Origin of the sequence: Salmonella sp. K21076, from assembly GCF_039650795.1 — a bacterium.
In the GTDB taxonomy this organism is placed as follows: domain Bacteria; phylum Pseudomonadota; class Gammaproteobacteria; order Enterobacterales; family Enterobacteriaceae; genus Salmonella; species Salmonella enterica.
The window spans coordinates 22434-35102 of the sequence record NZ_JBCLYA010000004.1 but is presented as its reverse complement, the minus strand read 5'-3'; the positions used below and the strand labels follow the sequence as shown (position 1 = coordinate 35102).

Here is a 12669-nt window from a genome sequence, read left to right as displayed (position 1 = left end):
ATTAACAAAAAGACAATAGAAACGCAGACGATGCCCAATATCGCCTGCATCACAGCGCCGTTTTATTGGCCGGATAAAGCGCTGACGCGACCCTCCGGCGCAAGGGCGCTTGTCACGCTGAAACGGCGTCGTCCAGCGAAGGACTCACCTGAACCACTTCGATTTGCTGGGATTGAAGTAAATTCTGTAATGCCGGACCGGGATACTCGTCCGTAAACAGAGCGGTAATCTGTGACACATTGCCGATCTCAACCGCCGCAGAAGCATGGTATTTCGTATGATCGGCGGCCAGCAGAATATGTCGCGAGTGAGCCATCATGGTTTTCACTACGCTGGCTTCGTTGACATCAAACTCCAGTAACGCGCCATCGCTCTCTATCGCGCCTACGCTGGTGACGAGATAGTCCGCCCGGAACCCCGCCACAAACGCCGCCGCGGATGGCCCGATAATGCCGCTATTATGCGGGCGCAGCGTGCCGCCAGGCACCATCACTTCAAAGCGAGGGTTATTATAAAGAATGTGCGCGACGCGCAGGCTATTGGTGATAATGCGCAGATGATTATGGTTGAGCAGCGCGCGCGCCACCTGCTCAACCGTCGTTCCAATCGTGATAAATATCGTGGAGCCATCCGGAATATAGTCAGCCACGGCTTCCGCAATGGCTTTTTTCTCTTGCGTCCAGGAGATCTCTCGCTGCTCAAAGGCGGTATTGACCACACTGGACGCTCTGCCAGCGCCGCCGTGATGACGCGTAATCAGCCCCTGCTCGCTTAATTTACGAATATCGCGGCGAACCGTCTGGGTAGAGACCTCCAACAAACTGGCTAACTCATCGATATTCATATAGCCGCGCTCATCAATAAGCATTAACAGCCGATCGTGTCGCGGATTACCGGTCAGTTCGGTAAGACTCATGAGCATTCCTCTAAAAGCTTCCTACTGCTCATATTATACAAAAAGTGACAAGAAAGATCGGGTTTGCTCACAATCAGGGATACCCGCCCGGCCACCCGGGCGCGTACACTTCAGCGCGGCAACGCCGCTGGCGAATCTGACAGCCTCTTCGATAGCGTATCCGCTTGCCAGGCCAAATGCCAGTGCGCCATGAAAAACATCGCCCGCGCCGGTAGTATCCACCACCTCCACGGTAAAACCCGGTTGGTGGCGTACCGCCGCTTTTTCCAACCAGTTGCAGCCTTCGCTGCCTCGCGTGACATAGACATGTCCATTTGTGAGCATTTGTGCTTTTTTTAGCGCATCAATGGCTTCGCTCATCCCCGTCAGGCGTGCCAGCCCCGGCTCGGAGAAGGCGGCGTGGTCGCTTAACGCCACCAGCTCGCTAATATCCTGCGGCGTAATATCGCCATCAAGAACAGTCATGACGCCAGCCTGACGCGCCAGCGTAAACGCCTGTTTTGCGCCGTCATGCCAGCGCACATCCGCCAACACCACATCCCACTGCGAAAAATCGATGTCGTTAAGCCAGTCGGCGTCAGGTAATAAATCCGGGCTGGGATAATTAACGATAATCCGCTCTCCTTTGGCATCCACCATAATCGCTGACTGCGACGACATGGCCTGCGTGTAGCGGCGGGTATAGCGGGTATTTACCCCCAGGGATTCCAGTTCCGCCAGCAGGCTGTTTCCGGTGTCGTCATCGCCCACACGGCCAATAAAGTCCACCTGCGCGCCCAATTTCGCCGCAGCCACGGCAGCGGTCGCCGCAGGCCCGCCGCCCACTTCCGTATAGCGCTTCGCCACATATTTGCCCCCTTCTGTTGGTAATCCTTCCACGTAATAGATGCGATCCATCACGGTAATACCTACACAAGCAATACGAACCATGGTCATTCCTCAAGCATTTTCGATGTGCTCATTTTAATTTCACGAAATGTTTAAAAAGTGACGGCTGTCAATTTTTTGACCATAAATTACAAATACGATCACAAACAGACAGAAAAGGCTCATTAATGACAAAAAATGACACCACCGTGTTCAGGAGAACGATATGGCAGTTATAGCATTTATCGGGTTGGGACAGATGGGCTCCCCTATGGCGAGCAATCTGCTAAAGCAGGGCCATCAACTCAGCGTCTTCGATATTAATCCCGACGCCGTACAGCGTCTGGTAGACAAAGGCGCGCAACCTGCAAGCAGCCCGGCTCAGACAACCATCGGCGCTGAATTTGTTATCACCATGCTCCCGAACGGCGATCTGGTTCGTTCCGTTTTGTTTGGCGAGCAAGGCGTTTGTGAAACTCTTTCCCGTGAAGCGCTGGTCATTGATATGTCCACTATTCATCCGTTGCAAACCGATAAGCTGATTGCCGACATGCAGAGCAAAGGGTTCAGCATGATGGATGTGCCGGTAGGCCGGACATCCGACAACGCGATTACCGGCACATTGTTGTTGCTGGCAGGCGGTACGACGGAGCAAGTAGAGCGCGCTACCCCTGTTCTGATGGCGATGGGTAATGAGCTGGTCAACACCGGCGGCCCGGGAATGGGTATTCGCGTAAAACTGATCAACAACTACATGAGTATTGCGCTAAATGCGCTCTCCGCCGAAGCCGCCGTGCTGTGTGAAGCGCTGGGGCTTTCCTTCGACGTGGCTTTAAAAGTGATGAGCGGCACTGCCGCAGGCAAAGGGCATTTCACCACCACCTGGCCGAATAAAGTGATGAAAGGGGATCTGTCTCCCGCCTTCATGATCGATCTGGCGCACAAAGATCTTGGCATCGCGTTGGATGTCGCCAATCAACTGCACGTACCGATGCCGCTCGGCGCCGCCTCCCGTGAAGTTTATAACCTGGCGCGGGCCGCAGGCCGCGGTCGGGAAGACTGGAGCGCCATCCTGGAACAGGTGCGCATCAGCGCCGGGCTGACTGCCAACGTAAAAAAGTAACGACTGTATAAAGGAAAATTGAATGAACAACTACACCATCAAAGACATTACGCGAGCGTCCGGCGGGTTTGCCATGCTGGCTGTCGATCAGCGCGAGGCGATGCGTTTAATGTTTGCTGCTGCTGGTGCGAAAACACCCGTTGCCGATAGCGTGCTGACGGATTTCAAAGTGAATGCGGCGAAAATTCTTTCCCCGTATGCCTCTGCCGTTCTGCTGGATCAGCAGTTCTGTTATCGCCAGGCCGTAGAACAAAACGCGGTCGCTAAAAGCTGCGCCATGATCGTCGCGGCGGATGATTTCATCCCAGGCAACGGTATTCCCGTTGATAACGTGGTCATTGATAAAAAAATTAATGCGCAGGCGGTAAAACGGGATGGCGCGAAAGCCTTAAAACTGTTGGTGCTGTGGCGCAGCGATGAAGACGCGCAGCAGCGTCTGGATATGGTTAAAGAATTCAATGAATTATGTCACTCCAATGGTTTGCTGAGCATTATCGAACCGGTTGTACGTCCGCCGCGCTGCGGCGACAAGTTCGATCGCGAGCAGGCGATTATCGATGCGGCCAAAGAGCTGGGCGACAGCGGCGCCGATCTTTACAAAGTTGAAATGCCGCTCTACGGCAAAGGCGCGCGTTCCGATCTTCTTACCGCCTCACAACGCCTGAATGGGCATATCAATATGCCGTGGGTCATCCTCTCTTCCGGTGTGGACGAAAAACTGTTCCCTCGCGCAGTCAGGGTCGCCATGGAAGCTGGCGCATCCGGGTTCCTGGCGGGACGCGCGGTCTGGTCATCAGTGATTGGTTTACCGGATACCGAGCTGATGCTACGTGATGTTTCCGCGCCTAAATTGCAACGTCTGGGCGAGATCGTCGATGAAATGATGGCAAAACGTCGTTAATACGAGGATGAAAGAATGAAATGGTTTAACACGTTGAGCCACAACCGCTGGCTGGAGCAGGAAACCGACCGCATCTTTAATTTCGGTAAAAACGCCGCGGTGCCGACAGGCTTCGGCTGGCTGGGAAATAAAGGGCAAATCAAAGAAGAGATGGGCACCCATCTTTGGATCACGGCGCGTATGCTGCACGTTTATTCCGTGGCGGCGTCGATGGGCCGACCGGGCGCTTATGATCTGGTCGATCACGGCATCAAAGCCCTGAACGGCGCGCTGCGCGATAAAAAATACGGCGGCTGGTATGCCTGCGTTAACGATCAGGGCGTGGTGGATGCCTCTAAACAGGGTTATCAACACTTCTTCGCCTTGCTGGGTGCGGCCAGCGCCGTCACGACCGGGCACCCTGAAGCCAGAAAATTGCTGGATTACACCATAGAAGTGATTGAGAAATACTTCTGGAGTGAAGAAGAGCAGATGTGCCTTGAGTCCTGGGACGAAGCCTTTAGCCAGACGGAAGATTACCGTGGCGGTAACGCCAATATGCACGCCGTCGAAGCGTTCCTGATTGTTTATGACGTTACCCATGACAAAAAATGGCTGGATCGCGCTATCAGAATCGCATCAGTCATTATTCATGATGTAGCCAGAAATAATCATTACCGTGTTAATGAACATTTCGATTCACAGTGGAACCCTATCCGCGACTACAACAAAGATAATCCTGCCCACCGTTTCCGCGCCTACGGCGGTACGCCAGGTCACTGGATTGAGTGGGGCCGTCTGATGCTCCATCTCCATGCTGCGCTGGAGGCCCGCTTCGAAACGCCCCCCGCCTGGCTGCTGGAGGATGCGAAAGGTCTGTTCCATGCCACTATCCGCGACGCCTGGGCGCCAGATGGCGCAGACGGTTTTGTCTACTCAGTCGACTGGGACGGTAAACCTATCGTACGTGAACGCGTGCGCTGGCCGATTGTGGAAGCGATGGGTACGGCCTACGCCCTCTACACCCTGACGGGCGATAGCCAGTATGAAGAGTGGTATCAGAAATGGTGGGACTACTGCATTAAGTACCTGATGGACTATGAAAATGGTTCCTGGTGGCAAGAGCTGGACGCCGATAACAAAGTGACCACCAAAGTGTGGGACGGCAAGTAAGATATTTACCATCTGCTGCACTGCCTGGTCATTCCTCGTCTGCCACTGGCGCCGGGCCTGGCTCCGGCGGTCGCGGCGGGTCTCCTGGATATCAACGCGAAATAGGTCATGAGGATGGCAGCCATGCACAGCGGTGGAAAAACTATTCAGCTTAATGCGGGCCATTACCAGGCGAAAATCGTCACGGTTGGCGCAGGTCTGGCGGAACTGACTCATCATGGACGTCATGTGGTCATCCCGCATAAACCGGAAGAAATACCCATGGCGCATCTGGGGAAGGTATTGATTCCCTGGCCAAATCGCGTGACAAATGGCTGCTACTCCTATAACGGCAAAGTTTTCCAGCTTGCCGTTAACGACCCGGTTTCGCAGACCGCCATTCACGGTCTGTTAGCCTGGCGAGACTGGCAGATTAATTATCAGTCGGCGACGGAAGCGTCGCTAACGATTTTTCTGCCGCCCTCTTACGGCTATCCCTTTGCGTTGATATCGGAAGTGATTTATCGGTTAGATGCCGCCAGTGGGCTGCACGTATTGATTCGTACGCAAAACATTGGCGATGAATCAGCCCCTTATGGCGCGGGCGCACATCCTTATTTGACTTGTAATCTGCAAAGCATCGATAGCTGTGTATTAACACTGCCTGCAAGCGAAGAATTGCCCGCAGGCAGGAATTTTTCCGCATCATGCCTGCTCGGCGAAACGCGCCTTGATCATGCGGTTAAGACCGCGACTGCCCCGGCGGAGTGGGAGGTCAGACTTACCAGCCCAACGCAGAACATGTCTACATTTTTACGCAGCAAGCAACCCTGGCTACAGATCTATACCGGCGAAAAACTCAGCCGAAAGGTCTCGCGGTAGAGCCTATGAGCTGCCCGCCCGATGCATTTAATTCCGGGATCGCACTGATTCATCTTGCCCCAAAAGCGATCCATCAACTGCATTTTTCCATCGGCTGCGACTAGCCCAAATGGATTACCGAATTACCCTACATTCACGGAGATTACAATGAATTCTCTACCACAACGGTCAACCGATTTTGAACTGACAACATCACAGGATGGTTTTGCGCTTAGCTGGCAACAGCGCCTGATTTTACGCCACAGCGCCGAAAACCCCTGTCTGTGGATTGGCGCGGGCGTTGCCGACATTGACATGTTTCGCGGCAACTTCAGCATCAAAGACAAACTTAACGAGAAGATTGCATTAACGGAGGCCACCGTCAGCGAGCTACCCGACGGCTGGCTGGTACAATTCAGCCGTGGCGCAACAATTAGCGCCACCCTTCGCATCTCCGCCGATGAGGCGGGACGCCTGACGTTGGATCTGCAAAACGACGACCTGCACCATAACCGTATCTGGTTACGCCTCGCAGCTAATCCAGACGACCATATCTACGGCTGCGGCGAACAGTTCTCTTATTTCGATTTGCGCGGCAAGCCGTTCCCGCTGTGGACCAGCGAACAGGGCGTTGGCCGTAATAAAACCAGCTATGTCACCTGGCAGGCAGACTGTAAAGAGAACGCCGGCGGCGACTATTACTGGACCTTCTTCCCGCAACCGACCTTTGTCAGCACGCAGAAGTATTACTGCCACGTCGATAATAGCTGCTATATGAATTTCGACTTCAGCGCGCCGGAGTATCACGAACTGGCGCTGTGGGAAGATAAAACTACGCTGCGTTTTGAGTGTGCCGACACCTACATCGCCCTGCTGGAAAAACTGACTGCGCTGTTAGGTCGCCAGCCGGAGCTGCCGGACTGGGTTTACGACGGCGTCACGCTCGGCATTCAGGGCGGTACGGAAGTTTGTCAGCAAAAACTGGATACCATGCGCAACGCAGGCGTAAAAGTGAACGGTATTTGGGCGCAGGACTGGTCCGGTATCCGCATGACCTCCTTTGGCAAGCGCGTGATGTGGAACTGGAAGTGGAATAGCGACAACTATCCACAGCTGGATAGCCGGATCAAACAGTGGAAAGAAGAAGGCGTCCAGTTCCTCTCTTATATCAACCCATACGTCGCCAGTGATAAAGACCTCTGCGCTGAGGCGGCGAGACACGGCTATCTGGCGAAAGACGCCACGGGCGGCGACTATCTGGTCGAGTTTGGCGAATTCTATGGCGGCGTGGTCGATCTGACTAATCCTGAAGCTTACGACTGGTTCAAAGATGTCATCAAAAAGAACATGATCGCGCTCGGCTGCAGCGGCTGGATGGCGGATTTCGGCGAATATCTGCCGACCGACACGTATCTGCACAACGGCGTCAGCGCAGAGATCATGCATAACGCCTGGCCCGCACTGTGGGCGAAGTGTAACTACGAAGCGCTACAGGAGACCGGCAAGCTCGGCGAGATCCTGTTCTTTATGCGTGCGGGTTACACCGGCAGTCAGAAATATTCCACCATGATGTGGGCAGGCGACCAGAACGTTGACTGGAGTCTTGATGATGGTCTGGCCTCTGTCGTGCCTGCTGCATTGTCGCTGGCGATGACCGGCCATGGTCTGCATCACAGCGATATCGGCGGCTACACCACCCTGTTTGACATGAAGCGCAGCAAAGAGTTGCTGCTGCGCTGGTGCGATTTCAGCGCCTTTACGCCGATGATGCGCACCCATGAAGGCAACCGCCCCGGCAATAACTGGCAGTTCGACGGCGACGCGGAAACTATTGCCCACTTTGCCCGCATGACCACCGTCTTTACCACGCTGAAACCGTATCTCAAGCAGGCGGTGGCGCAAAACGCGGCTACCGGTCTGCCGGTCATGCGTCCGCTATTCCTGCACTACGAGAACGATGCCGCTACCTACACCCTGAAATATCAATATCTGCTCGGTCAGGATCTGCTGGTCGCGCCGGTTCACGAGCAGGGGCGTTGCGATTGGACGCTGTACCTGCCGGAAGATCACTGGGTGAATATCTGGACCGGCGAAGCTCACCACGGCGGTGAAATTACCGTGGATGCGCCGATTGGCAAGCCGCCGGTCTTCTATCGCGCGAAGAGCGAGTGGGCTTTACTTTTTGCTTCTTTACGGAATATCTAATACGGCTCGCCCGCAGGGAAACCTGCGGGCAGATGGAGAAGAATAATGAGTCAAACATCATCGAATCCGGCAACCATACGCTTGCCGTTTAAAGAAAAACTTGCCTATGGACTGGGGGATTTAGGTTCCAATATCCTGTTAGATATCGGGACCCTCTATTTACTCAAATTTTATACCGATGTGCTGGGTTTACCAGGGACTTACGGCGGGATCATTTTCCTGATCGCCAAATTTTTTACCGCATTTACCGATATGGGTACCGGCATTATGCTCGACTCGCGGCGTAAAATTGGTCCGAAGGGCAAATTCCGCCCGTTCGTGCTTTACGCGGCATTTCCGGTAACGCTACTGGCGATTGCTAACTTTGTCGGCACACCGTTTGAGGTGACGGGAAAAACCGTCGTCGCAACGATGCTGTTTATGCTGTATGGGCTGGTTTTCAGCATGATGAACTGCTCGTATGGCGCGATGGTGCCCGCGATTACCAAGAACCCGGATGAACGCGCCTCGCTTGCCGCGTGGCGTCAGGGCGGCGCCACTCTCGGCCTGCTGCTGTGTACCGTTGGCTTTGTGCCGGTCATGAACCTGATCGAAGGCAATGCCCAACTCAGCTATATTTTCGCCGCCACGCTATTTTCATTGTTTGGCCTGCTATTTATGTGGCTGTGCTACGCCGGCGTTAAAGAGCGCTACGTTGAAGTGAAACCTGTCGATAGCGCGCAAAAGCCTGGATTATTGCAGTCGTTCCGCGCCATCGCCGGTAACCGCCCGCTGTTTATTCTGTGTATCGCCAACCTTTGTACTCTCGGCGCCTTCAACGTCAAACTGGCGATTCAAGTTTATTACACACAGTACGTTCTTAACGACCCGATCCTCCTCTCCTGGATGGGCTTCTTTAGCATGGGCTGTATTTTTATCGGCGTCTTTTTGATGCCCGGCGCAGTCAGGCGTTTTGGCAAGAAGAAAGTCTATATCGGCGGGCTGTTAATATGGGTGGCGGGCGATCTGCTCAACTACTTCTTTGGCGGCGGCTCGGTCAGTTTTGTCGCCTTCTCCTGCCTGGCGTTCTTCGGTTCCGCCTTCGTCAACAGCCTGAACTGGGCGCTGGTTTCCGACACGGTGGAGTACGGTGAATGGCGCACCGGCGTCCGCTCGGAAGGGACGGTTTACACCGGCTTCACGTTCTTCCGTAAGGTCTCCCAGGCGCTGGCAGGGTTCTTCCCCGGCTGGATGCTGACGCAAATCGGTTATATCCCGAATGTGGTGCAATCGGCAGGCACCGTCGAAGGCCTACGCCAGTTGATCTTTATATATCCTTGCGTGCTGGCGGTCATCACCATTATTGCGATGGGCTGTTTCTACAACCTCAACGAGAAGATGTACGTGCGAATTGTGGAAGAGATTGAGGCCCGGAAACATACGGTTTAACAACAATAAAATATAACGCCCTGCGGGGCGTTTTGAGAGGCGATTATGTCTAATCATGATCCGCTAACGCTAAAGTTGAGCCTGCGGGAAAAATGCGCCTATGGCGTGGGCGATTTCGGCTCAAATCTGATGCTGTGTATCGGTACGCTGTATCTACTGAAGTTTTATACCGATGAACTCGGGATGCCTGCATATTACGGTGGAATTATCTTTCTGGTGGCGAAATTCTTCACTGCTTTTACCGATATGCTCACCGGCGTATTGCTGGATTCACGCCGTAATATTGGCGCAAAAGGAAAGTTTCGGCCTTTTATTCTGTATGCGTCATTTCCGGTGGCTCTGGTTGCTACTGCGCAATTCTTTGCCACTCACTTTACTTTACCCGTTAAAACAGCCTTCGCGACGGTGCTGTTTATGTTGTTCGGTCTGTTCTACAGCCTGATGAACTGCTCATACGGCGCGATGGTACCCGCTATTACCAAAAATCCGCATGAGCGGGCCCAGCTCGCCGCATGGCGACAAGGCGGCGCTACCATTGGCCTTCTTCTTTGTACCGTAGGTTTTATGCCCATTCAGGCGCTGTTTACCCGTTCCCCTTCGCTGGGTTATCTGGTTGCAGCAGTCATTTTTTCGGTCTGCGGGCTGTTCAGCATGTGGTGGTGCTTTAGCGGGGTGAAAGAACGGTATATCGAAACCGTACCTGACACGCATAAACCCAGCATATTGAAGTCCTTCTGCGCGATTTTTCGTAATCCGCCGCTGCTGGTGCTCTGCGTTGCCAATTTGTGCACGCTGGCTGCCTTTAATATTAAGCTGGCCATTCAGGTTTATTACACTCAGTACGTGCTGAACGATATTCATTTGTTGTCATGGATGGGTTTTTTCAGCATGGGCTGTATCCTGATTGGCGTCTTATTAGTACCTGATGCGGTAAAACGCTTCGGGAAAAAACAGGTTTATCTTGGTGGTCTGATACTGTGGGCCGTTGGCGATATCCTGAATTTTATCTGGGGCGGAACGTCATTCCTGTTTGTTATTTTCTCTTGTATTGCCTTCTTCGGTACCGCTTTCGTCAACAGCCTGAACTGGGCGCTGGTTCCGGATACGGTTGACTACGGCGAATGGAAAACGGGTATTCGCGCTGAAGGCTCGGTGTATACGGGTTATACCTTTTCCCGCAAAATTTCCGCTGCGCTTGCTGGCTTTTTGCCAGGTATTATGCTGACGCAAATCGGTTATATCCCCAACATAGCTCAAAGTGACACCACGTTGCTTGGTTTGCGTCAGCTCATTTTTTTATGGCCTTGTGGTCTTGCCATTATCGCAGCACTAACGATGGGCTTTTTTTATAAGCTCAATGAACAACGTTTCGCTTTTATTATCGAGGAAATTGCCCAACGAAAGAAAACAGGCAATCAAATTGTCGCAACTAATAATAAACAAAGTATTTCTACTGTAAATAATTAAACGACGCTTGCCGCTTTATTCATCCCGATGGATGGCGGCTTCCCTATATTTGAAAAATGGATTTATTATGAAATCTCTGAATACTCTAGTGATATTAACTTCAGTAATATCCACCTCTGTTTTTGCTGGCGCTTATGTAGAAAACCGTGAGGCCTATAACCTGGCGTCTGACCAAATGGAGTTTATGCTGCGCGTCGGCTATAACTCCGATATGGGGGCCGGAATTATGTTGACCAATACCTATACGCTACAGCGTGATGATGAATTAAAGCACGGTTATAATGAGATTGAGGGCTGGTATCCGTTATTTAAACCTACAGATAAATTAACCATCCAGCCAGGCGGGTTAATAAACGACAAAAGCATTGGTTCCGGCGGCGCCGTCTATCTGGATATTAACTATAAATTTACCCCGTGGTTTAATCTTACGGTACGTAACCGATATAATCACAATAATTATAGTTCAACCGATTTGAATGGCGAACTGGATAATAATGACAGCTATGAAATCGGTAACTATTGGAATTTTATCATTACCGATAAATTTTCTTATACCTTTGAACCACACTATTTTTATAACGTTAATGATTTTAATAGTAGTAATGGTACGAAGCATCATTGGGAAATCACTAATACCTTCCGTTATCGTATCAATGAACACTGGTTGCCCTACTTTGAATTACGCTGGTTAGATCGTAACGTGGGCCTCTACCATAGAGAGCAAAACCAGATTCGTATCGGGGCGAAGTATTTCTTCTGATATTATCGCCTCTATTTTCCGAATCTGCATCACAGCGGGTAGTTGTTCTGCCCGCTCATTCATCCTGAATCAGACTCCCGATATCCCGCCTCTAAGCGCCATGATAATATTCGCAAAGCGTTTTACCATATTCATGCTTATAGAGAAGGGAAACAAATGAATAAGCGATTCAATATTGATTGGGACAATGAATTAACCCAGGAACAGCTCATTAATTTAATTTTAACCGATGAAGATCTGCCAAAGCTTCGCTCACTGACCATTGGTAACTGGGGTGATTGTTGGGAAGACGAAACCTGCCAGCCTATTATTGATATGATTGTGGAGAACGCCCCCCGTTTTTCTCACCTGGAATCACTGTTTATCGGTGATATGGAGAGCGAAGACTGCGAGATCTCCTGGATTAAACAAGGTGACTATTCCAGGCTCTATGCGGCGTTACCCAATCTGAAGGAACTGATTATTAAAGGCGCGTCGGATCTGCGACTGGGCGCTATACATCATGAGAAACTGGAGCACCTGGAAATCATTTCCGGCGGCATCCCTTCTAACGTACTTGCCGAACTACAAAATGCGCAGCTCCCTGCATTAAAAACGCTGAAGCTCTTCCTGGGCGTAGAGGAATACGGTTTTGACGGTTCGCTGGATAACGTGATGGCGCTGGTATCGAAAGATCTTTTCCCTCAGCTCAACCATCTGGGGTTGATGAACAGTGAAGAGCAGGATGATATCGCCCGCCGGGTGCTGGAAAGTAATATCCTGCCGCAGCTTAACGTGCTGGAACTCTCATGCGGTACCTTAACTGATAGCGGCGCAGAGGCGCTGCTGGAGCATAAAGACCGAATTGCGCATCTGGAAACACTCGATCTCCACCACCACTATTTGACGCCGGAGATGCAGGAAAAGCTAAAAGCCGCGCTGCCGATACCGCTGAATCTTTCAGAAGCGCTGGAGCCTGATGATTACGATGGCGATATTTATATGAATGCGATGTACACCGAGTGATTGTG

9 protein-coding genes and 2 pseudogenes are annotated in these 12669 nt (G+C 52.0%); 9 read left to right on the top strand and 2 right to left on the bottom strand.

The features are described 5' to 3' along the window. Nucleotides 1-112 precede the first annotated feature (112 nt). Both AAYN39_RS01150 and AAYN39_RS01145 read right to left on the bottom strand, forming a co-directional pair. Complete coding sequence (locus AAYN39_RS01150) at nucleotides 113-916, bottom strand: DeoR family transcriptional regulator (RefSeq protein ID WP_000059689.1); 804 nt, start codon at nucleotides 914-916, stop codon at nucleotides 113-115. 33 nt (nucleotides 917-949) lie between these two features. Beyond that, complete coding sequence (locus tag AAYN39_RS01145) at nucleotides 950-1846, bottom strand: sugar kinase (protein WP_001520529.1); 897 nt, start codon at nucleotides 1844-1846, stop codon at nucleotides 950-952. Nucleotides 1847-2009: 163 nt separating this feature from the next. Here AAYN39_RS01145 and yihU point away from each other — a divergent pair, with 163 nt between their 5' ends. From yihU to AAYN39_RS01100, 9 genes and pseudogenes are all read left to right on the top strand, one after another. Continuing rightward, the gene (gene yihU, locus AAYN39_RS01140; RefSeq protein WP_000268240.1) at nucleotides 2010-2906 is read left to right on the top strand and encodes a sulfolactaldehyde 3-reductase; all 897 of its coding nucleotides are present in this window, start codon (nucleotides 2010-2012) and stop codon (nucleotides 2904-2906) included. A 22-nt stretch (nucleotides 2907-2928) separates the two neighbouring features. Then, a complete protein-coding gene (yihT, locus tag AAYN39_RS01135; protein WP_001067413.1) occupies nucleotides 2929-3807 on the top strand; it encodes a sulfofructosephosphate aldolase in 879 nt (292 codons plus the stop codon). 15 nt (nucleotides 3808-3822) lie between these two features. Then, nucleotides 3823-5064: pseudogene (yihS, locus tag AAYN39_RS01130) on the top strand (sulfoquinovose isomerase). A gap of 3 nt (nucleotides 5065-5067) precedes the next feature. Continuing rightward, a pseudogene (locus AAYN39_RS01125) lies at nucleotides 5068-5924 on the top strand (aldose-1-epimerase). Between the two features lie 43 nt (nucleotides 5925-5967). Beyond that, nucleotides 5968-8004: an alpha-glucosidase gene (locus AAYN39_RS01120; RefSeq protein WP_001087028.1), complete on the top strand. Its 2037-nt coding sequence runs from the start codon at nucleotides 5968-5970 to the stop codon at nucleotides 8002-8004. A gap of 45 nt (nucleotides 8005-8049) precedes the next feature. Then, nucleotides 8050-9432, top strand: a complete 1383-nt coding sequence (locus AAYN39_RS01115) for an MFS transporter (RefSeq protein ID WP_000084241.1) — start codon at nucleotides 8050-8052, stop codon at nucleotides 9430-9432. A gap of 45 nt (nucleotides 9433-9477) precedes the next feature. Further along, the gene (locus AAYN39_RS01110) at nucleotides 9478-10899 is read left to right on the top strand and encodes an MFS transporter (RefSeq protein ID WP_000064893.1); all 1422 of its coding nucleotides are present in this window, start codon (nucleotides 9478-9480) and stop codon (nucleotides 10897-10899) included. 67 nt (nucleotides 10900-10966) lie between these two features. Beyond that, nucleotides 10967-11659, top strand: a complete 693-nt coding sequence (gene ompL / locus AAYN39_RS01105; RefSeq protein WP_000838825.1) for a porin OmpL — start codon at nucleotides 10967-10969, stop codon at nucleotides 11657-11659. Between the two features lie 156 nt (nucleotides 11660-11815). Next, the gene (locus AAYN39_RS01100) at nucleotides 11816-12664 is read left to right on the top strand and encodes an STM4015 family protein (protein WP_001042080.1); all 849 of its coding nucleotides are present in this window, start codon (nucleotides 11816-11818) and stop codon (nucleotides 12662-12664) included. The last annotated feature ends 5 nt before the right edge of the window (nucleotides 12665-12669 follow it).

Coding starts and splice junctions, on each gene's coding strand:
- AAYN39_RS01150 (WP_000059689.1), bottom strand. CDS start 916: ATGAGTCTTACCGAACTGACCGGTAATCCGCGACACGATCGGCTGTTA.
- AAYN39_RS01145 (WP_001520529.1), bottom strand. CDS start 1,846: ATGGTTCGTATTGCTTGTGTAGGTATTACCGTGATGGATCGCATCTAT.
- yihU (WP_000268240.1), top strand. CDS start 2,010: ATGGCAGTTATAGCATTTATCGGGTTGGGACAGATGGGCTCCCCTATG.
- yihT (WP_001067413.1), top strand. CDS start 2,929: ATGAACAACTACACCATCAAAGACATTACGCGAGCGTCCGGCGGGTTT.
- AAYN39_RS01120 (WP_001087028.1), top strand. CDS start 5,968: ATGAATTCTCTACCACAACGGTCAACCGATTTTGAACTGACAACATCA.
- AAYN39_RS01115 (WP_000084241.1), top strand. CDS start 8,050: ATGAGTCAAACATCATCGAATCCGGCAACCATACGCTTGCCGTTTAAA.
- AAYN39_RS01110 (WP_000064893.1), top strand. CDS start 9,478: ATGTCTAATCATGATCCGCTAACGCTAAAGTTGAGCCTGCGGGAAAAA.
- ompL (WP_000838825.1), top strand. CDS start 10,967: ATGAAATCTCTGAATACTCTAGTGATATTAACTTCAGTAATATCCACC.
- AAYN39_RS01100 (WP_001042080.1), top strand. CDS start 11,816: ATGAATAAGCGATTCAATATTGATTGGGACAATGAATTAACCCAGGAA.